Source organism: Streptomyces sp. NBC_00631 (genome assembly GCF_045206895.1).
GTDB lineage: Bacteria > Actinomycetota > Actinomycetes > Streptomycetales > Streptomycetaceae > Streptomyces.
In genome coordinates, this window is sequence record NZ_CP107734.1 from 5,947,320 (window position 1) to 5,966,096 (window position 18,777).

The following is an 18,777-nucleotide window of genomic DNA, read 5'->3' on the forward strand; positions in this document are numbered from 1 at the left end:
CGGTGCCGTTCCCGGCGAGTGACGAACGGGCAGTCGCCCGGCGACTCCCGGAACGGACCGCGCGATGGGACCCGCCGGAACACCGGCCGAAAGCGTGTCCACGGCCGATGAACACACGTACCGCATGCCCCCGCCCCGCCTGTCCCTCACGCCGGACGTCAGCCACGGGCCGCTGGACGGGGCCTGGTGGCCGCACTGCGACGCGCTGGAACTCGAACTTCCCGCTCTCATAGGCATGCTGGAGCCGGACCCGGGTGCCGAGGTACGGGTTGCCGTGGCCCCCGACGAATGGCCCGACACCCCGTACACGGTCATGGCGCCCGGCCGCGTGATCGCGGTGGAGCCGGCCGGACCGGGAAGCGAGGCACACGTCATCACGCTGGACTGCGGCACCGTGGGGCGCTGGGTGCTCATGGTCGTCCCGCCCGAGGAGCCCGCCGGAACGGCGGGCCGGCTGCTGGCCGCCGCGGCCGACCCCGAGAACCCGCTGACCGCCTCGCGGATGCTGGCGCTCGCCGAGAGCGGTCGCCTCGGGAGCGCGGCAGGGGAGGCGGAATGAGGTGTGTCACCCCGGGTGCGCTTACGGCCGGGAGTGACAGACGACCGCAAGTCCGCGCTCCCCGCGGACCGTTGACCGCTCGGGGTGAGGCGCCCGCGCTCTTCGAGGAGTGCCGCATCGTCCACGGGTACGGAGAACTGGACACGCAGACCGTGGTGCCGCTGGCCCGCGCTCTGGCCGAGGCCCGTGCGGCTCGGCACGGACGGCTCTTCCTCATCGTGAACCTGAGCAGGGTGACTTTCACCGACTGCAGCATCCTGACGCCGCTGTGCGCGGCGTGGGCCGACTGCCGTGCCCGGGGCGGCTGGACACGCATCGTCCACGACCACCACACGACGGACCTGGTCCTCCGCTGCAGCGGTCTTCTCGACCGCTTTCCCGCGTACGCCAGCGCCCAGGACGCCTGGGAGGGACGAACTGCCGGCAACGGCACATCGGAGCGGCCGGGACAGCCCCGGTGACCGCACCGGCGAACCGCGCCGACGCGCTCCCGGCGGCCGAGGACGACGTACCGCGCCGAACCACTCGACAGGACACGTTCATGACGAACGACCGCCTACGCCGCCTGCCGGCCCCGCCCCTCCTCCGTCTGTACCTGGCGCCCGAGAGCGCCCTGCCCCGCCGTATCGACGGGGCGTGGTGGCCGCACACATCCGGTCCCACGGCAGAACTCACGCAGTTGCTCTGCGGTCTGCCGCGGGGCTGGGGCCGGATCGTCCGTGTCCTGGTGAACGGCACGGTGTGGCCCGGAGCGTCGGGCAGCATGCTCGTCTGCGACCGGGTCGTCCGGCTGCGCGGGGCCGCCACGGCACTGCCGGACACCATCGTCCTGATGGCACCCGGCCATGGGCGCAGGGACCTGCTGGTCCTGCCGCCGCAGGCGACCGAACGGGTCGCCGCATCGCTTCTCTCCGCCGCCGGCCTGACACCGGAACCGTGCCGCTCCACGAGCTGAGCGCTGCCGGAGGAGAGAGGAAATCTGTGCCGGCAAGCCCACATCTCCATGCCTGCCGGAGTCAGGGTTGCCGCTCGACGCGGACGGCGCCGGATCCTTCGGAGAACGGTGCCAGGCCCGGCCGGGTCCCTTGCCGAGGCGGGCCGCCGACGTTCTCGGCACCACCCCCGCCTTCCTCCGGACCGCCGGCGAAGCCGGGCTGATCACCCCCTTGCGCTCGGACGGGGGCCACTGCCGGTATTCCCGCCGCCAGTTGCGCGTCGCCGTCCGCGCAACGAGCGCGACGCGGATACCTGGTCTCGTCACCACAGAAATACACACCGGAGCGGGATGAGAATTACCGGACGCTCCGCCAAGGCGCCCGCCCTTTTTCATCAGGCCTGTGTTAACCTGATAGCAGTTGCAGTTTTGGTTGCCAGGGATTTCTCTTTGCAGAGCTCTCCGGGATCTTTTCCGGAGAGGTGATCACCGCGGCGACCCGACTCCGTAGAGCGCGGAGTCCGGCACTGCCCCAAGGGAGATTCAATATGGCATCTGGCACCGTGAAGTGGTTCAACGCGGAAAAGGGCTTCGGCTTCATCGAGCAGGAGGGCGGCGGCGCGGACGTCTTCGCCCACTACTCGAACATCATCAGCAACGGCGGCTTCCGCGAGCTTCGGGAAGGCCAGAAGGTCAGCTTCGACGTCACGCAGGGCCAGAAGGGCCCGCAGGCCGAGAACATCGTCGCCGCCTAACACCGACGCGAATCGTCGCGAGCCAGTGGCTCGCGCATGACGGACTGGGGCCCGCACTCTTGGGGTGCGGGCCCCAGTCCATGTGTTCTGCCCGCTTTTCGAATTCTCCGGACCGCGGGAAACTCCGGCTTCAGCACAGGGAAGACCGACTCTTCGCGCTTTTTTCTTCGGCATTCTTGCGAATCCGCGTGCGGCCATCAATGCCGGACGGAATTCCTCGATACGCCGCATCGAGGAAGGTTCCTCCATGAACCGCACCCGTCGTACCGACGGTGTTTCCGGCAGCCGCTTCCGTGTACAGGGGACAAGCGTCCAGGGTCCCCGTCCGGGCACCGGACGAACGACCGGCCCAGGCGCCCGCCCCACCCCGCGCCGACAGGAGTTCGCCCTGCCGGTCACCCTCACCGAGCCGCTGCCGACGGCTCGGACATTCGCCGAACTGGCCATGCCCGCACCGTTGTCGGCCGCTCTCGGCGCCGAGGGCGTGACCGTGCCCTTCCCGATCCAGGCGGCCACGCTGCCGAACGCGCTGGCGGGCCGTGACGTCCTGGGCCGCGGTCGTACGGGCTCGGGCAAGACCCTCGCCTTCGGCCTGCCGGTGCTGGCCCGGCTGGACGGGCAGCGGGCCCAGCCCCGGCAGCCGCTCGCCCTGGTCCTCGTGCCGACCCGTGAACTGGCCCAGCAGGTCAGGGACGCGCTCGCGCCGTACGCCCGTGCCCTGCGCCTGCGGCTCGCCACCGTGGTGGGCGGCGTGTCGATCGGCCGTCAGGCGAGTGTGCTGCGCGGCGGCGCGGAGGTCGTCGTCGCCACGCCCGGACGCCTCAAGGACCTGATCGAGCGAGGAGCCTGCCGCCTGGACCAGGTCGCCGTCACCGTTCTGGACGAGGCCGACCAGATGGCCGACATGGGGTTCATGCCCCAGGTGACCGCCCTGCTCGACCAGGTCCCTTCCAGCGGGCAGCGGTTGCTGTTCTCCGCCACCCTGGACCGCAACATCGACCTCCTGGTGCGCCGTTACCTCCACGACCCCGTCGTGCACTCGGTCGACCCGTCCGCGGGAGCGGTCACCACGATGGAGCACCATCTGCTGCACGTACGCGACGCCGACAAGGACACCGCCGCGACCGAGATCGCCGCCCGCGACGGACGCGTGCTGATGTTCCTGGACACGAAGCACGCGGTGGACCGGCTCGTCACACACCTGCTGTCCGTCGGGGTGCCTGCGGCGGCCCTGCACGGCGGCAAGTCACAGCCGCAGCGCGACCGGACACTCGCCCGGTTCAAGGACGGCCACGTCACGGTCCTGGTCGCCACCAACGTCGCCGCCCGAGGGATCCACGTCGCCGGCCTGGACCTCGTCGTGAACGTCGACCCTCCCGGCGACCACAAGGACTACCTCCACCGCGGCGGCCGTACGGCACGCGCCGGGGAGTCGGGCACGGTCGTCACCCTGGTCCTTCCGCACCAGCGTCGCGCGGTCGACCGCTTGATGTCCGACGCCGGCATCGCTCCGCGTACCGTCCGAATCCGGCCGGGCGAGGCCGAGCTGCAGCGCATCACCGGCGCCCGGCCCCCTTCCGGCGTGCCCGTGGCCCTCGCCGAACCGGTCGACGGACGACGCGAGGGCAAAGGATCCGCAGGACGGCATCACCGGGGCAGCGTGGCCGCCCGGGGCCGCCGGCCTGCTCGGGGGAACCACCCGTAGCCCGAACCCGGGGATGCGCTCCCTGCGGTCGGGGCGGGCTGTCAGCCGTCCTGCCCGCCCCGACGACGAGGAGAAGCCCTTGACGCCGTTTCCGCCCCGAACGCAGCAGGCCGACAACGCCCACGGCACCGGTCTGACCGCCCGCGACGCCATGCACGCTCCCGGGCCGCAGGTGGACGACCACATGGCGGTCGACGTGGCCCTGTCCGTGCTCATCGGTGCACGCGTCCCGCACCTGCTCCTCCAGGACGAGGACGGGCGGTGCACGGGACTGGTCACCCGGGCCCAGCTCGCCGCGCACCGCGGCGGCTCGTGGTACATCGATCGGACGCGGCTGCGGGACATCCCGCTCGACCGCGGACCGTTCACCCCGTCCATGACCCGACTCGGCGATGCGCAAGCCGCCATGCGGGGCCGGACCCTGGACGTGTCCCCCGTGATCGACGAGCACGGCTACGCCCTGGGCGTGCTCGCTCTCACCCCCTGACCGACGTCGTACGGCCGATCGCTCCGGCGTTCTTCTTCCCCACCCCTGTGGAGGCATTCATGCGCTGTGTCATCGCCCGCTTCCCCTTCGATCTGACCAAGGGAGAGGTCGAACAGTCCATGAGCGGCATCACGCCCGAACCCGTCACCGGCGTGTCCGTGACCATCGGCCGTCGCCTCTACCCGGTGATGCAGGTCGGAGAAGTGATCACCAGGCAGAACCGCCGGGACTTCACAGCGGCCGAGATGCGCCGGGCACTGACCCGGCTCGGCTTCACCTGCCACGACGCGCCCCCGGTCGCGCCGCCCCGGTACGCGCAGGACGAACAGGACGCGCCCCGCTGGTGAGGCCCTCGACCGGGAAGCTGATGACGTGGCCGCTGCGGGTTCGGACACCGAAGGATGTGGTACCCGGATCCTGGCGGGCCGGAGGCGCGAACCGCGTCCCGTGAGGCCGACGGTTCGGCAATGAGCCGTAAGCCGCGAGAGGCTCGGTACGACCCGCCCCCCGGTTGTCGCCGCGAGGCTGCCGGCGACAACCGGTGTGTTCCGAGCCGCACCCGGCAGTCCCGCACATGTGCGAACGCGACCGGGCGTTGCCGCACGGCTCCGTAACCGCCGACAACCAGACGGCACCGGCCGGCGCGCGCCGCCGCAGCACGCCACCGACGCCGCCGTGCCCAGACAGCCGCCGGGGCCCGCTCGCCCAGGGGACGGGTCGGGGGCTCTCCGGCTGCGCCGGCCGCAGACGCGGGGGAGGATGGCCGCTGGGGGGACTGACCACGCGGCCGAGGTCCGGAAACCCCGCCCTCGGCACTGTCGAGTGAAGTGGTGTTGACATGTCCGAACCCTCACAGAGCCGCGCCTGGCGGCGGATACCCGAGGATGTGGCCGGCGCGGCGGTCACGATGGCACGGGCCGCCGGCCATGTGGTCCTCCACCCGAAGTCCACGGTCGAGCGCGCACGCCGGCTGCCGGACATCGTGCCCGTGCTGGGGCATGCGGTGAAGCCGCTCCTGACCGGGCGCATGGACGACTGGCGCGGCGAGTACGCCTACACGCTGGGGCAGCAGGCGTTCGTCTACGGGTTTCCGTACATCTACAACGCCAGACTGCGGCACGACTGGGTGACGCAGCCGCGGAACCCCTCGACGACGCCGTACGCGCCCGTCAACCACTTCTGGCACGCCGAGCGGCTGCTGGACGCGACCTACCGCGACGGCGGCTGCCCCAACAACGACACCCTGTACTCGGCGGCCTGGGTGAACGTCGGCGGCGAGCCGGTCGTCCTCTCCCATCCCGACATGGGTGACCGGTACTTCACCTTCGAGCTGGTGGGGATCACGTCCGACAACTTCGACTACGTCGGCCAGCGCACCACCGGCCCCGGCGCGGGCAGCTTCGCCCTGGTCGGCCCGGAATGGCAGGGAGAGCTTCCCGCTGCGGTGCGGCGCCTGAAGAAGGCCCCCAGCCCCTGGGTTCTCGTCCTCGGCCGCACCCTCGTCAACGGCCCCGACGACGTGCCACGCGTCCGGGAACTCCAGGAGCAGTACCGGCTCACCCCGCTCAGCCTGTTCGGCAAGCCGGACGCGAAGGTCCCCGAAAGCCGTGACGTCCTGACGCCGGTCCTGGCGGAGGAGGATCCCCTGGGCCCGTGGAAGACGCTGAACGCGATGCTGGCCGAGAACCCGCCGCCGTCCCATCACCACGTGCTCCTCCAGCAGTTCGCCCAGATCGGGGTGGGCCCCGGACTCGACGTCGAGGCTCAGCCGGACTCGGTGAAACGAAGTCTGATCCGGGCCGCCGCCGTCGGCGTGCCCCTGCTCAGACAGCAGATCCTGAGCGGCGACTGGGCGCACCTCGTCCACGGCTGGCGCTACCCTCCCCCGCAGATGGGACGCTTCGGCGACGACTTCCTCAAACGCGCCGCCGACCAGTCGCTGATCGGCGTCGCCGCCAACGACCCCGCCGAAGCGGTCTACCTGCTCAACTTCGACGACGCGGACGGCAACAAGCTCACCGCCGAGGGCCGGTACGAACTGCGCTTCCCCGGCGGCGCCCTGCCACCGGTCGACGCCTTCTGGTCCCTGACCGCCTACGGAGAGGACATGAACCTCCTCCCGAACCCTGCCGACCGCTACTCGGTGGGCGACCGCAGCGCCGACCTGCGGTGGGACGAGGACGGCGGACTGACCATCCACCTGCAGAACGAGCCGCCCGACCAGGGCAGGGAAGCCAACTGGCTGCCCACCGCGAAGGAAGGCACCTGGTTCGTGGCCCTTCGCATGTACCGGCCCCGCCCGGAGGTGATCGACGCGACCTGGGAGTGTCCCCCTCTGACCCGCGTCGCCTGATACTTCGGCACGTCGGCAGAGCCGCCGCCCGGCGACCGCTCGGGGAAGACCTGTCGCGGAGTGCACGGGCTTCTCATGATCATGCTCGACGGCCTCACCGGCGAGCGTCTCGACGTGACCAGCAAGAGCGCGAACGGCTGGCTCAGTGATCCGGCGTTCTGGGACATCGACTACGACACGACTCCCACCGTCGCTTCCGACGTCTACCCCGAGAACGGTTTTGGCGGCGGTGTGGGTGTCCCCGGCGCCTTCACGTTCACGCCGAAGGCGCGGGGGGTCGTGAGCTACACGTACTCCTTCAACGGGGGACCGGAGGTCACGGTCGCCGCGGGAGCCGACGGCGCCGCGCGCATCGACTGGACCCCGGACTCGGACGGCTCCTGCGACCTCCAGGTCTACGCGACGTCCCGTACCGGCATCCAACTGGCCACCTATGACTACTCCTTCACCGTGAACTGACTCCGCGCACCGGCTGCCGACCGCTTTCGGCCACGAAACAGGCATGCCTTGCCGGGCTTGCTCCTGCTCGGCTTAAACACCACCCGGTCTCTCTTTGTCAGAGCTTGATCAGGAGCAGCTCCTTGCTTGATCTGTCATGTCCGTGGCGCGCCTATGATTGGCCGACTTCGGGGGTTCGAGGGGGAGTTGTCGATGGCACGACGGAGATCGCTCGCTTTCGTCGGTGTGGCCGCGCTGGTACCGCTGGTCGCGTCGGCCGCGTCCGCGCAGGCGGCGTCGGCCTCACTGACCGTCACCACACTGGGGCGGCACGGCGGCAAGGTCTCGACGACGGTCACCGTCGTCGCCGTGCCGTCCGGTCAGACGTACAGCGTCAAGTCCGGCAAGCGGATCAGCCTGCCGTCGGGGCGCTACCTCGCGATGACCGACATCTACGAGAGCGCCGCCGACGGTCTGGGCACCGACACCATCGGCGCACAGGTCGTGAAGGTGTCGGGCAGCAAGTCGGTGACGCTCGACGCGCGTAAGGGCAAGGCCGTCAAGGTGTCGCTCGACACGCCCGCCGACGTGACCGACCCGCCGCGGATCAGCGCGCAGGTGTGCGCCGCCAGCATGGACATGCCCTCCGCCTTCAGCGCGGGCGGCTGGAACGACGAGGGATCCCTCTACGCCATCCCGAACGCCTCCAAGCTGCTGCAGTTCGGGTATCTCGCGCAGTGGTCGGGCAACGACAGCTATGTCGCCGTGAAGAACACCACGGGCATCCCGGCCGCGCCCGGCGGGTCGTTCAAGCGGTCGGGGCTGGCCACGGTCCACTTCTCGGTGCGCAGCGGAACGGAGATGGGCAGTCAGGTCTACACCGCACTCCAGGCAGAGCCGAAGGTCGACGACTGCACGACCGACCTGATGGCCGGCGTGCGCGACGAGGACGCCCCGTACGGCGCCACCGTCCATGTGGCTCCCGGGACCTGGCAGCCGCGCGACGACATCTTCGGCAGCAACGGCGACGACGTCGGCGGCGGTTTCCCGAAGCTCCGGACGCTGAAGGCGGGGCAGAGCCTCACCCAGTCCTTCGGCCGGGCCGTATGGGGCCCTATGGGCAATCTGCCGTTGCTCGGGCAGAAGTCCGTCACCCTCTCTGCGGACGCCCTGATCGGCGACCTCGACATCGGCGGCGACTGGGGGGACATAACGAAGGAGACGGTGGTCCTGTCCAAGGGCGGCACCACCGTCAAGAAGCAGACGCTGACCGACTGGCGCACCGGGCCCGCCGAGTTCTCCGCCGGGATCCGCTCGGCCGGCTGGTACCGGCTGACCGTCGACGCCCATCGTTACCGTCCGGGCATCACCTTTCCCGCCGGCATGCTCTCGCCGCGCGCCACCCTCGACTGGCACTTCAAGGTGGCCGACCCGGCCAAGGCGCTGGTCGCGCCCGTCTTCCTGACCCGCTTCCTGCCCACCGGGCTGAACAGCCACAACCAGGCCGCGCCGGACAGCACCACGACGGTCGACGTGAGCGCCGGGCGGGCCTCCCAGGGCCCCGACATCAAGCTCACCAAGGTGACCGCCAAGTCCGTCCGGGTCTGGTCGTCCGCCGACGGCGGCAGGACCTGGAAGGCGGCGACCGTCAAGCGCTCCGGATCGGCCTGGCAGGCGTCCGTCCACAACCCGGCATCCGGCGCCGTCGCCCTGCGCTCGGAGGTGACGGACTCCGCCGGGGACCGCTCGGTGGAGACGGTGTACCGCGCGTACGCCATCGGCTGAGGCCGTTGCCCCCTGATGGTCCGATGGCCCGGAGGAATCCCACCTCCGGGCCGCACCCGACCGACGAAGCGGGCCGGCTCTGCCGCTGCTTCGTGTGCTCCTGCACGGCCATCTGGTCGGCCGACGCTCCTTGCGGACCCGGTCACGCATCAGCCGCAGAGGAAGGCTCGCGGCGACTCCTTCCAGCTCGGCGGAGAAGGACCGGATTCAGGGGTGTCCAGGTAGAGGCGGCACATTGCCCGGGCGAGAGGGAGGAACCGGCACAGCCGCAGTTCCGGGGGCTCTTCCGGCTCCGGGGGAGGGAGAACGCGGCGGGCGGATGCGTCGATCACCGGCCGCGGTACCGTGTGGTGCAGATGCCGGACAAGTCGTACCGAACGGGTGGACGGTCCGCGGACCGCGGCTGGGTCCTCGTGCCGCTCAGCGCCGGACCTACGGGATCGTGGATGACGATGACGGAAGACCAGGCAGGGCGTGAACCAGCGGGCTCGGCCTCCCCCGCGCCAACGGCGCGTGCGCAGGGCAGGAACCTCTTCCCATGGGTGAACCCGGTCGTCGCCGCAGCCGCTCGGCTCCGCGTGCTGACGCTCTGGTGGGGGTCGCGCCCCGCCGCCGCCAGGGACCGCGAGTTCGCGCTTGTCTTCACGGTGCTGTCGTTCGTGGCGCCGCTGTCGCGGATCGGGGCGCAGTTCGGCGGTCTTCCCGTCCATGGCGCCACCGCCGCGGGCGTGCTGCTGACCCTGGGGCAGACCCTGCCGCTTGCGGTGCGCACCCGGTGGCCGGCTGCCTGCCTCGCGGTGACGGGGACCTCGTTCGCGGTGTACGAGTGCCTGGGCCGGCCGCCGACCTTCGGCAGCCTGGGGCTGTACATCGCGCTGTACTCCGTGGGTGCCCACCAGGACCGCTTCCGGCATGTCGTACCGCTGGCGGCGACAGGCGGGTACGTGGTCTTCGGCGTCGCGCTGTACGCGCTGGACTCGCCCGAGAGCCTGACCGACTACCTGCTCTATTACATGGTCCTGGCGGTGGTGTGGGGTCTGGGGGTCCTGGTCCGCGGGCGGCGGGAGCAGGAGGCCGAGCGACGGCGCCTGTCCGCGCAGGTGGCCATCGTGGCGGAACGCAGCCGACTGGCCCGGGAGTTGCACGACGTGGTGACCCACCATGTGACCGCGATGGTGGTGCAGGCCGGCGCGGCACAGTACCTCACCGAGTCGCCGGACCGCCTGCACGAGGCCCTCGACGCCATCAACGGCACCGGGCGTCGCGCGCTGGCCGAGCTCCGGTTCCTGCTCGGTGTGCTGGAGGCGACCGGTGATTCGGCGCCCCGGGAGCGGACACCGCTGCCGGGCCGGGTGCCTGATCTGGTGGAGCAGACACGAGCGGGCGGCCAGCCGGTCGAGCTGGTCGAGGACGGAGAGCAGTCGGCCATGGCCGTAGGTGCCCAGCTCACGGCGTATCGCGTCGTGCAGGAATCCCTGACGAACGCCGTGAAGTATGCCGAGGGCCGGCCGACGCTGGTCCGGCTTGCCCACACCCCCGGCTGGACGGATGTGGAGGTCACCACCGCTGGGACGGCCGACGGCGCTCCCGTGTCCGCCGCCCTGCCGGGTGGCGGCCCGTACACCTCGGGCGGCCGGGGCCTGACCGGGCTGCGGGAACGGGTGGAGATGCTGGGAGGCGAGTTCGCGGCAGGGCCCCGCCCGCAGGGCGGTTTCCGCGTACACGCACGGATCCCCTCGGGAGGTGCCGCGTGAGTGTTCCGCCCGCTGCGATCAGGGTGCTGGTCTGCGAGGACCAGGCCCTCGTGCGCGCCGGCTTCGTCACGATCCTCTCCGCCCAGCCCGACATGGTGGTCGTGGGGGAGGCCGTGGACGGCCGAGCGGCGATCCGGAGCGCGCAGGAGCTGAAGCCGGACGTCGTCGTCATGGACATCCGCATGCCCCTGCTCGACGGAATCGAGGCCACCCGCCGCCTGGCGGGCCCCGACTCCCTCAGCCCCGCCAGGATCCTTGTCGTCACCACCTTCAACGTCGACGAGTACGTGTACGAGGCCCTCCGCGCCGGCGCCAGCGGCTTCCTGCTGAAGGACGCCCCACCGCCCGAACTGATCAACGCGGTACGCGTCGTCGCTCGTGGCGAGTCCCTCCTGGCCCCCGCCGTGACCCGCACCCTGATCGGCCGCTTCGCCGAACGCGTACGCCCCTCCGCCGCCCCCGCCTCTCCCGAGCGCGAGCGCCTCAAGGTCCTCACCCCTCGCGAACACGAGGTCCTCCTCCTCATCAGCGAGGGCCTGTCGAACGCCGAAATAGCCGCCGAGCTGGTCATCAGCCACGAGACCGTGAAGACCTACGTCTCTCGCATCCTCACCAAGCTGGACCTCCGCGACCGTGTCCAGGCGGTGGTCCTGGCGTATCGGGCGGGGTTGACGGGGGACGGCGACCGCGCCTGACGGCACTGTGATGCCGGCCGGGTCCGGCGAGCGCGCCACGGCCGCGATCGCCTCCTGCCCGGACGTCCGGGCGCCGCCGCCCCGGGTGATCCGTGCGGGGTGGCGCAACCGGCGGCAACGGCTCGGTCCGCGCCCACAGCTCGCCCCCCGAACCACTGGGGCCGCTCACCCCTGCTCAGGTTCGGCCGGGCATCCCCCGAGCGAGCTACCTGATGTGTCCTCTCCGCGGTGACGCGCGCGACCGGTGGCCTCTTGTTGACTCGAACCGTCAACGCAACGGCCTGACCAGGCAGGTCCGGCCAGCCGAGTAGGTGAGGACAACGCCATGACCACGACGCGCAGTTCCGCGAAGTACGGTTTCCCCGGCGGCCGCCGGCTCGCCGCGGCCCTGCTGGTCTCCACGGTGGCAGGGACCGCGCTGGTCGCGTGCGGTGCCGATGCCCAGGGCGCGCAACCGGACCAGGTCGCCGGTAAGAGCGCCGGCGAGACCGCGGGGGACGCCAAGATCACCTGGGGAAGGTGCCCGGCCTTGGCCAAGGGACAGACCCGTAGCCCCCACCTGACCTGCGGCACATTGAAAGTCCCCCTGGACTACCAGCACCCGGGCGGCACGGAGATCGATGTGGCGGTCTCCCGGCTGTCCACCGCCAAACCCGGGAAGCGGCGTGGCGTCCTGCTGCTGAACCCCGGCGGGCCCGCCCTGGGCGGTCTCGACATGCCCGAAACCATGGCGTCCACCCTGCCGAAGACCGTGCTGGACCGCTACGACCTGATCGGCTTCGACCCGCGCGGCGTCGAACACAGCACCCCGCAAAGTTGCGGTCTGGACGACCCCAGCGTGTCCGGGCTCTTCCCCTATCCCGCCGCGGACGGCTCGATCACGAAGAACGTGGCCCTCGCCAAAGCCGACGCCAGGCAGTGCGCGGACACGGTGGGCAAGAACCTGCGGTACTACAACACGGCCAACACCGCCCGCGACATGGACGGCATCCGCCAGGCGCTCGGTGAGAAGAAGATCTCCTACTGGGGTCAGTCCTACGGCACCTACCTCGGCGCCGTCTACCGGTCTCTCTTCCAGGACCACACCGACCGGATGATCCTGGAAGGCAACGTCGACCCCACCAAGGTCTGGGCCGACCAGGTCGCGGACACCTGGGGCAAGGGCATGGCCGACCGGTTCCCCGACGCCGCCCGCGTCGCCGCGGCACAGGACAGCACCCTCAAGCTGGGCACGAGCGTCGCGCAGGTGACCCACACCTACCTCACCCTCGCCGACCGGCTCGACCGCACGCCCGCGGCGATTCCCGGCGCAGCGGTGTCGCTGGACGGGGCGCTGCTGCGGAACATGACCTACGCACTGCTTCTGCACAACGACACGCTTCCCGTGCTCGCCAAGTTCTGGAAGGCCGCCGACGACCTGTCCCACGACAGCACCACGGCCGCCGACACCGCGGTTCTCAAGGAGGTGTTCGCCGACACACCGACGTCCCCGGGCATCCCCGCGGACAACCAGGCCACCATGTTCATGGCTCTCACCTGCGGCGACGCCGAATGGCCGCACGACGTCGACGGCTACGCCACCCGCACCACCGCGGACCGTGAGAAGTGGCCGCTCACCGCGGGCATGCCCGCCAACATCTGGGCGTGCGCCTTCTGGAACAAGCCGGCTGAGGCGGCTGTCAAGGTCGTGAAGGGCGGCCCGCGCAACACCCTGATCCTGCAGAACCGCAGGGACAACGCCACCCCGTGGGAAAGCGGAGTCGGACTGCACAGGACCCTCGGCGACGGCTCCGTCTTCGTCGGCGTCGACAACGGCGGGCACTACGTCTACGACGAAGGCTCCGCCTGCGCCGACAAGGCCACCGTCGGCTTCCTGGCCACCGGCCACCTGCCGGACAAGGATCTCTACTGCACCGACGTCATACAGAAGTAACCCGCCGGTGCGCGGTGTTCCCGGCAGCGGGCCGGACAGGATCCCCCTCCGGCCCGTCACGTACGTCGCCACGTGGTGGGGTGCGTCAGGCGGCCCTGGCCTGCGCACCGAGGTCGGCGAGCAGGCCGCGGACGCGGATCTCGATCTCGTCGCGGGTGGGGCGTACGGCGTCGATGCCCTGCCGGGCCGGGTCGTCCAACTGTAGGTCCGGGCGGGCCTTGCCGGATGGTGAAGCGGGCGCCGGGTTCGGCTTCCCGCCGGAAGCAGCCGGCGGCAGCCTCCGGGGGCGCCGGTTCGCCACAAGGCCGACGTCGTCCGTCAGGAGGGACGGGCCGGCCGACGATCGGTGGGGGAAACCGCCCTTGCGGGCAGGGCAGTCCAGCGATCGTCGGGATCACATGGCGGCCGACGGAAGGCTGAAGTCGCGCGTGGCGATCGTGTGCGGGAGGCGGAAGTCCATGGCCCGGCCGACCTCTCGCCAGGTCGCCTCTGCCGTCCTGCGCGCATCGGCGGCTACATCGCCCCGTTCGCGTATGAGCCGCTCGTATATCGGGGCGTCGCTTTGCGCCGTTGCACTCACCGTACTGGTCCCTTCCTGGTGACGGCACCCGCTTGGCCTCCAGGCCGCAGGCGGGGGCAGAGTCTACGGCGCCCGTTCCGCCGGCATCGTCCGGTTCCGCCAGGCGGGACGCGAGGTGCCCCAGCGCCTGCCACCGCACTGCCCCTCGGCGCCTGCCTCGCGAGGGAACTCCATGCCACCGTCTCTCCGTCGGTTTCCGGCCGTCTCTGGCCACTCACCCGGTTGATCGCCGCTGGAAGGCACCCGATCGGCAGCCGTGGACAAGTCCTCGGGCTCAGGGCGGGCGAGAGACGACCGGCTCAGCTCCCAGCTCCCGGCCGCGAGTCGCCGGAGGACCGTCCCGGAAGCCCGGCGCCGGGCCAAGGACGCCGCAGCGCACGCCCGCAAGCTCGCCGAACAGACGCAGCACCGGGCATGAAGCAGAAAGGGCAGGGACGAGCGACGGCGCGAGCGATCTGGAGCGGGGTTGCTGACGTTCGGGCTCGTGACTTCTCTGAACTGGCGCGTCGTGGAGCCTCGCGGGGTCACACGGCGATGGGGATGCCGAGCTCGGCGAGGAGACCGCGTACACGCTGTTCGATCTCGTTGCGGATCGGCCGCACGGCGTCGACGCCCTGGCCGGCCGGGTCTTCGAGCTGCCAGTCGAGGTACCGCTTGCCGGGGAAGACGGGGCAGGTGTCCCCGCAGCCCATGGTGATGACCACGTCGGAGGCTTGGACCGCCGCGGTGGTGAGGACCTTGGGGATCTCGGCCGAGATGTCGATCCCGGACTCCTTCATGGCTTCCACGACGGCCGGGTTCACGGTGGCGGCGGGAGCCGACCCGGCCGAGCGGACTTCGACCGCGTCGCCGGCGAGGTGGGTGAGGAAGGCGGCGGCCATCTGGGAGCGGCCGGCGTTGTGGACGCAGACGAACAGCACGGATGGACGCGGGATGGCAGTGCTCATGGTGGGTGTCCTCGCGGATGGGGTCGGTGATCAGGAGGAGGCGAGTTCGGGTTCGCTGTGGGGTACGACGGCGTCTGCGGTGCGGGCCGGGCGTCCGTACAGGAGCGTCACCGTCCCCACTCCGAGTACGGCGCCGAGCAGTTGGGCCGCGATGAACGGGGCGAGGGATGCGGGGGCGATGCCGGCGAAGGTGTCGGTGAAGGCGCGGCCGACGGTCACCGCGGGGTTCGCGAAGGAGGTGGAGGAGGTGAACCAGTAGGCGGCCCCGATGTAGCAGGCTATGGCGGCCGGGGCCAGAGTGGTGCGTCCGATCCGCTCCAGGCCGAAGACGAGCAGGACCAGCCCGGCGGTGGCGACGACCTCGCCCAGCCACAGGTGCCCGGCGGACCGGTCGTGGGCGGAGAACTTCACCAGGGGCTCGGCGAACATGGCGTTGGCCAGGACTGCGCCGCCGATCGCCCCGCCCGCCTGTGCGAGCACATACGCGAGGACCTCCCGCGGGCTCGGGCCGTCACCCCCGCGGCGGCCGGCGACCCAGGCCGCGAGGGTGACGGCGGGGTTGAAGTGCGCGCCGGAGACCGGCCCGAGCAGCAGGATGAGCACGCCCAGGCCGAAGACGGTGGCGAGGGAGTTGGCGAGCAACTGCACGCCGACGTCTCGCGACAGCTCGGCGGCCTGGATTCCGGAGCCGACCACCACCGCCACGAGCAGCCCGGTCCCGATCGCCTCGGCGGCGACCCGGCGGCCGAGGGACGCGGTCACGCGGTGGCCCCGGCGGGCTGCGCGGTGGTCAGAAACGCGGCGAGCCGGTCCAGGACGCCGGGCAGCACCCAGTAGTACACCCAGGTGCCGCGGCGCTCGCAGTCGATGAGGCCGGCCTGCCGCAGGAGCTTGAGATGGTGGGAGATCGTCGGCTGGGACAGCTCGAAGGCCGGGGTCAGCTCGCACACGCAGACCTCGCCGCCCTCGCCGCGCGAGGCGATCATCGACATCAGCCGCAGCCGCACCGGGTCGCCCAGGGCCTTGAAGACCTTCGCCAGGTCGGCCGCCTGGTCCTCGTCCAGCGGCGCGGCGGACAGGCCCGGACAGCACGCGGCGTCCTGGCCGATCACCTCAAGCTCTTGTTTCGACATGCCTCTATGTTGACGTTTTTCGATTCAAGGCGCAAGGTTGCATCAATGAACGTCAATACAGGCCGTTCCGGGCCCCTGCCGTGGCCCGTCACCTGGGAGTGAGACATGAGCGAGCACACCACCGACCTGCGCGAAACCGTCCGCCGGCGGTACGCGGCGGCGGCCGTGAAGGTCGCGGAGGGCGCCACCTCCTGCTGCGGGCCCCAGCCGGTCGAGGCCGACGAGAGCTTCGGCTCCACGCTGTACGCCGCCGACCAGCGCGACGCCCTGCCCGCCGAAGCGGTGGCCGCCTCGCTCGGCTGCGGCAATCCCACCGCCGTGGCCGAACTCCGCGAAGGCGAACGCGTCCTCGACGTCGGCTCCGGCGGCGGCATCGACGTCCTGCTCTCCGCCCGCCGCGTGGGGCCGACCGGCAAGGCGTACGGGCTGGACATGACCGAGGAGATGCTCGCGCTGGCCCTGGCCAACGCGGCGAAGGCGGGCGCGACGAACATCGAGTTCCTCAAGGGCACCATCGAGGCGATCCCGCTGCCCGCGAACACGATCGACGTGGTGATCTCCAACTGCGTGATCAACCTGTCCACCGACAAGCCAGCGGTGTTCACCGAGACCTTCCGCGTTCTGAAGCCCGGCGGCCGGATCGGCGTCTCCGACGTCGTCGCCGACGACGCCCTCACACCGGACCAGCGGGCCGAGCGTGGCGACTACGTCGGCTGCATCGCCGGCGCGCTGTCCTTCACGGAGTACCGTGCGGGCCTTCGGGCCGCCGGGTTCACCGATGTCGAGATCACCCCGACGCATGCAGTCGCCGACGGCATGCACTCCGCGCTCGTCCGCGCCACCAAGCCCCAGGCCGTCACGTCCCCTTCCGCCGCCGGGCAGCCGGAGAGCGCATGCTGTGGGGTCAACGCGTGCTGCACCCCGGCCGAGACCCCGCAGGACCCAGCCCTGACCGTCACCGAGGCCAAGACGGCCTCGGGGTGCGGCTGCCAGGGCTGACAGGAGTTCTCGCCCGGGCCCCGGAACAGCCTGCGGCCCGGGGAGGGACGGACAGCTTGGGGCGCTCGAAGTGCCCGAGGAAGGCATCCCACTCCTGCGCGGTGGGAGTGCGGTGTTCCTCGCTGGGGCGCAGCGAGCGCCGGCGGGCGATGAACGCACGGCGGCCGATGAACGCACGGTGGGCTTCGACGGCCTCGGCCGGGTAGATGGCGTTGTAGCCCATGGCCGGCTTCCCTCGCGGCGGAGCCCACCCCGGCCGAGCACGGCTTCTGCGTCGGGGGTTTCCAGTCCTGCGGCCGGCCGCCGACTTGATGCTGTACGTCCCGGCGCGGGGCGTCGGTGCCGGGCACGAACTTCACCTCAGTGCGGACTCCACCAAGGAGGCCGCGGCCTTCATGCCGGCCTCGTTCGGGTGGTATGCGGTCCGGCCCGAGGCCGGCTTGTACTTCTCCACCCACGGGGCGGCCGCGCAGGCGTCGTGGCCGTGGCTGGCGGTGGCGAAGCGGACCAGGGGCGCCCGCTGCGACCTGTAAGCAACTCACCGTCGGCGGGGGAGGGTTCAGGTCGTGTGGTCGCGGCGGATGACTCCTGCCTCCGCCGCGAGGCGGCCTGTGCTGCCCATGACGACGACCTGGAAGGCCGCGCCGAAGTAGGCGGTGACGAAGCGGGAGATCCTGCGGGTGCTGTTGCGCATGCCGGGTTGCCTGCCTTCCGGGTCGGTGAGGTGCTGGTCGTCGTACGGGCGCTGAGGTGTCACCAGTTGGTGGCGTCGCTCATCGACTGCTGCCAGTACGTGACCTTGATCGAGTCGTCGATGTAGGCGCCCTCGGCAGGCAGCGACGGGTGGGCGGCGGCGCCGACGTTCCCGCTCATGGAGCGGCCGTAGAAGTAGACGGTCAGGGACTTCGCGGTGCGGCCGTCCGCGCTGCTGCCGTCCGTGGCGGACAGGCTGATGGCCGCGTATCCGGACTGGCCCGGCTCCAGCGTGACGACGGCCTGCGGCTGCGAGTCCTCGATGACCGGGGGCTCGGACTGGGCGTCGGTGAACTGGACGCTCGGGTAGCCGTAGAGGAAGCAGGTCTTGCTGCCGGTGTTGGTGACCGTGAGCAGCATGTGGTTCACGGGGCGGTTCAGCGGGGCCGCGACCGTCCTGGTGTTGGACCCCTCGCAGGTGACCGGCTTGCCGGCCGAGCCGGGCGCCTTCGACGCGGCGGCACCGGTGACGGGCTTCGAACCGCTGGTGGTGGACCCGGTGGACTTCCCGCCGGAGGAGCCCGTGGAGCCCGTGGAGCCCGTGGAGCTTGTCGAACCCGTCGAGCCCGTGGAGTTGGAGTCCGCCCCCGTGCCGGAGGCCGCGTCGGACGACGGGCTCGTGGAGGTGGCGGCCGCCGCACCCTCGTCGTTGGCACCCGTTCCGTCGTTGCACGCGGTCAGGGAGAGCGCGGCGAGGACGGTGGTCGCGGCGGCGGCGACGAGACGGGTGCGGGAGGTGCGGAACTTCGACATGGTGCGGTGCCCCTTCGGTCTTCGGGTGGCGGCGGTGATCGGATGACCGAAGACTGCGACGTGATTCGTCCCAACCGCCACGCCCGGCCGGGTGTTGGGGACGCTGGAACGCCGAAACGCACTCTGACCAGGTAGAACACAGAGTCTCTGGAACGGCTGAATGGGACGCCGTGGTTGAGGGGAACGGGTGTGAGGGGCACCAGGGGCAGGTTTC

Annotated in this window: 20 protein-coding genes and 1 pseudogene; 16 read left to right on the plus strand and 5 right to left on the minus strand. The window is 71.0% G+C overall.

Features of this window, described 5'->3' with window-relative positions:
* Positions 1-124 precede the first annotated feature (124 nt).
* The 14 genes and pseudogenes from OHB00_RS27290 (at position 125) to OHB00_RS27355 (ending at position 13,398) form a co-directional block, all read left to right on the plus strand.
* Entirely contained in the window at positions 125-559 is a 435-nt protein-coding gene (locus tag OHB00_RS27290) for a DUF5994 family protein (protein WP_406438423.1), read from the plus strand.
* A gap of 71 nt (positions 560-630) precedes the next feature.
* Positions 631-1,020, plus strand: a complete 390-nt coding sequence (locus OHB00_RS27295) for an STAS domain-containing protein (RefSeq protein ID WP_406438424.1) — start codon at positions 631-633, stop codon at positions 1,018-1,020.
* Between the two features lie 80 nt (positions 1,021-1,100).
* On the plus strand, positions 1,101-1,514 hold the full coding sequence (locus OHB00_RS27300) for a DUF5994 family protein (RefSeq protein ID WP_406438426.1): 414 nt from the start codon (positions 1,101-1,103) through the stop codon (positions 1,512-1,514).
* A gap of 130 nt (positions 1,515-1,644) precedes the next feature.
* Positions 1,645-1,788, plus strand: a pseudogene (locus OHB00_RS27305) (MerR family transcriptional regulator); the annotation flags it as partial.
* A gap of 253 nt (positions 1,789-2,041) precedes the next feature.
* On the plus strand, positions 2,042-2,248 hold the full coding sequence (locus tag OHB00_RS27310; protein WP_123975511.1) for a cold-shock protein: 207 nt from the start codon (positions 2,042-2,044) through the stop codon (positions 2,246-2,248).
* Between the two features lie 247 nt (positions 2,249-2,495).
* The gene (locus tag OHB00_RS27315; RefSeq protein WP_406438428.1) at positions 2,496-3,953 is read left to right on the plus strand and encodes a DEAD/DEAH box helicase; all 1,458 of its coding nucleotides are present in this window, start codon (positions 2,496-2,498) and stop codon (positions 3,951-3,953) included.
* 79 nt (positions 3,954-4,032) lie between these two features.
* The gene (locus OHB00_RS27320) at positions 4,033-4,440 is read left to right on the plus strand and encodes a hypothetical protein (protein WP_406438429.1); all 408 of its coding nucleotides are present in this window, start codon (positions 4,033-4,035) and stop codon (positions 4,438-4,440) included.
* Between the two features lie 59 nt (positions 4,441-4,499).
* Complete coding sequence (locus tag OHB00_RS27325; protein WP_406438431.1) at positions 4,500-4,787, plus strand: SCO5918 family protein; 288 nt, start codon at positions 4,500-4,502, stop codon at positions 4,785-4,787.
* Between the two features lie 491 nt (positions 4,788-5,278).
* Positions 5,279-6,793, plus strand: coding sequence for a DUF1254 domain-containing protein (locus tag OHB00_RS27330; RefSeq protein ID WP_406438433.1), 1,515 nt, complete (start codon positions 5,279-5,281; stop codon positions 6,791-6,793).
* Between the two features lie 75 nt (positions 6,794-6,868).
* Positions 6,869-7,252 (plus strand): hypothetical protein, encoded by a 384-nt coding sequence (locus OHB00_RS27335; protein ID WP_406438435.1) that lies wholly within the window; start codon positions 6,869-6,871, stop codon positions 7,250-7,252.
* 192 nt (positions 7,253-7,444) lie between these two features.
* Positions 7,445-9,016, plus strand: a complete 1,572-nt coding sequence (locus OHB00_RS27340; protein WP_406438437.1) for a hypothetical protein — start codon at positions 7,445-7,447, stop codon at positions 9,014-9,016.
* Positions 9,017-9,558: 542 nt separating this feature from the next.
* On the plus strand, positions 9,559-10,770 hold the full coding sequence (locus OHB00_RS27345) for a sensor histidine kinase (RefSeq protein WP_406438439.1): 1,212 nt from the start codon (positions 9,559-9,561) through the stop codon (positions 10,768-10,770).
* The gene (locus tag OHB00_RS27350) at positions 10,767-11,465 is read left to right on the plus strand and encodes a response regulator (RefSeq protein ID WP_406438441.1); all 699 of its coding nucleotides are present in this window, start codon (positions 10,767-10,769) and stop codon (positions 11,463-11,465) included. Before OHB00_RS27345 ends, OHB00_RS27350 begins: the two co-directional genes overlap by 4 nt.
* A 325-nt stretch (positions 11,466-11,790) precedes the next feature.
* A complete protein-coding gene (locus OHB00_RS27355; protein ID WP_406438443.1) occupies positions 11,791-13,398 on the plus strand; it encodes an alpha/beta hydrolase in 1,608 nt (535 codons plus the stop codon).
* Between the two features lie 1,104 nt (positions 13,399-14,502).
* Here OHB00_RS27355 and OHB00_RS27360 read toward each other — a convergent pair.
* From OHB00_RS27360 to OHB00_RS27370, 3 genes are read right to left on the minus strand one after another with little or no spacing between them, the layout of a single operon-like run.
* On the minus strand, positions 14,503-14,925 hold the full coding sequence (locus tag OHB00_RS27360) for an arsenate reductase ArsC (protein ID WP_406438445.1): 423 nt from the start codon (positions 14,923-14,925) through the stop codon (positions 14,503-14,505).
* 30 nt (positions 14,926-14,955) lie between these two features.
* Positions 14,956-15,687: an aquaporin gene (locus OHB00_RS27365; RefSeq protein WP_406438447.1), complete on the minus strand. Its 732-nt coding sequence runs from the start codon at positions 15,685-15,687 to the stop codon at positions 14,956-14,958.
* Entirely contained in the window at positions 15,684-16,058 is a 375-nt protein-coding gene (locus OHB00_RS27370; protein WP_406438448.1) for an ArsR/SmtB family transcription factor, read from the minus strand. Before OHB00_RS27370 ends, OHB00_RS27365 begins: the two co-directional genes overlap by 4 nt.
* 105 nt (positions 16,059-16,163) lie before the next feature.
* Here OHB00_RS27370 and arsM point away from each other — a divergent pair, with 105 nt between their 5' ends.
* Positions 16,164-17,057 (plus strand): arsenite methyltransferase, encoded by an 894-nt coding sequence (gene arsM / locus OHB00_RS27375; RefSeq protein ID WP_406438450.1) that lies wholly within the window; start codon positions 16,164-16,166, stop codon positions 17,055-17,057.
* Positions 17,058-17,368: 311 nt separating this feature from the next.
* The gene (locus OHB00_RS27380) at positions 17,369-17,590 is read left to right on the plus strand and encodes a hypothetical protein (RefSeq protein WP_406438452.1); all 222 of its coding nucleotides are present in this window, start codon (positions 17,369-17,371) and stop codon (positions 17,588-17,590) included.
* Between the two features lie 26 nt (positions 17,591-17,616).
* Here OHB00_RS27380 and OHB00_RS27385 read toward each other — a convergent pair whose 3' ends face one another.
* Positions 17,617-17,814, minus strand: coding sequence for a hypothetical protein (locus tag OHB00_RS27385; protein WP_406438454.1), 198 nt, complete (start codon positions 17,812-17,814; stop codon positions 17,617-17,619).
* The gene (locus OHB00_RS27390; protein WP_406438456.1) at positions 17,811-18,563 is read right to left on the minus strand and encodes a DUF4232 domain-containing protein; all 753 of its coding nucleotides are present in this window, start codon (positions 18,561-18,563) and stop codon (positions 17,811-17,813) included. The genes OHB00_RS27385 and OHB00_RS27390 overlap by 4 nt, the downstream gene beginning before the upstream one ends.
* Positions 18,564-18,777 lie beyond the last annotated feature (214 nt).

Coding starts and splice junctions, on each gene's coding strand:
- OHB00_RS27290 (WP_406438423.1), top strand. CDS start 125: ATGCCCCCGCCCCGCCTGTCCCTCACGCCGGACGTCAGCCACGGGCCG.
- OHB00_RS27300 (WP_406438426.1), top strand. CDS start 1,101: ATGACGAACGACCGCCTACGCCGCCTGCCGGCCCCGCCCCTCCTCCGT.
- OHB00_RS27310 (WP_123975511.1), top strand. CDS start 2,042: ATGGCATCTGGCACCGTGAAGTGGTTCAACGCGGAAAAGGGCTTCGGC.
- OHB00_RS27315 (WP_406438428.1), top strand. CDS start 2,496: ATGAACCGCACCCGTCGTACCGACGGTGTTTCCGGCAGCCGCTTCCGT.
- OHB00_RS27325 (WP_406438431.1), top strand. CDS start 4,500: ATGCGCTGTGTCATCGCCCGCTTCCCCTTCGATCTGACCAAGGGAGAG.
- OHB00_RS27330 (WP_406438433.1), top strand. CDS start 5,279: ATGTCCGAACCCTCACAGAGCCGCGCCTGGCGGCGGATACCCGAGGAT.
- OHB00_RS27335 (WP_406438435.1), top strand. CDS start 6,869: ATGATCATGCTCGACGGCCTCACCGGCGAGCGTCTCGACGTGACCAGC.
- OHB00_RS27340 (WP_406438437.1), top strand. CDS start 7,445: ATGGCACGACGGAGATCGCTCGCTTTCGTCGGTGTGGCCGCGCTGGTA.
- OHB00_RS27355 (WP_406438443.1), top strand. CDS start 11,791: ATGACCACGACGCGCAGTTCCGCGAAGTACGGTTTCCCCGGCGGCCGC.
- OHB00_RS27360 (WP_406438445.1), bottom strand. CDS start 14,925: ATGAGCACTGCCATCCCGCGTCCATCCGTGCTGTTCGTCTGCGTCCAC.
- OHB00_RS27370 (WP_406438448.1), bottom strand. CDS start 16,058: ATGTCGAAACAAGAGCTTGAGGTGATCGGCCAGGACGCCGCGTGCTGT.
- arsM (WP_406438450.1), top strand. CDS start 16,164: ATGAGCGAGCACACCACCGACCTGCGCGAAACCGTCCGCCGGCGGTAC.
- OHB00_RS27380 (WP_406438452.1), top strand. CDS start 17,369: ATGCTGTACGTCCCGGCGCGGGGCGTCGGTGCCGGGCACGAACTTCAC.
- OHB00_RS27390 (WP_406438456.1), bottom strand. CDS start 18,563: ATGTCGAAGTTCCGCACCTCCCGCACCCGTCTCGTCGCCGCCGCCGCG.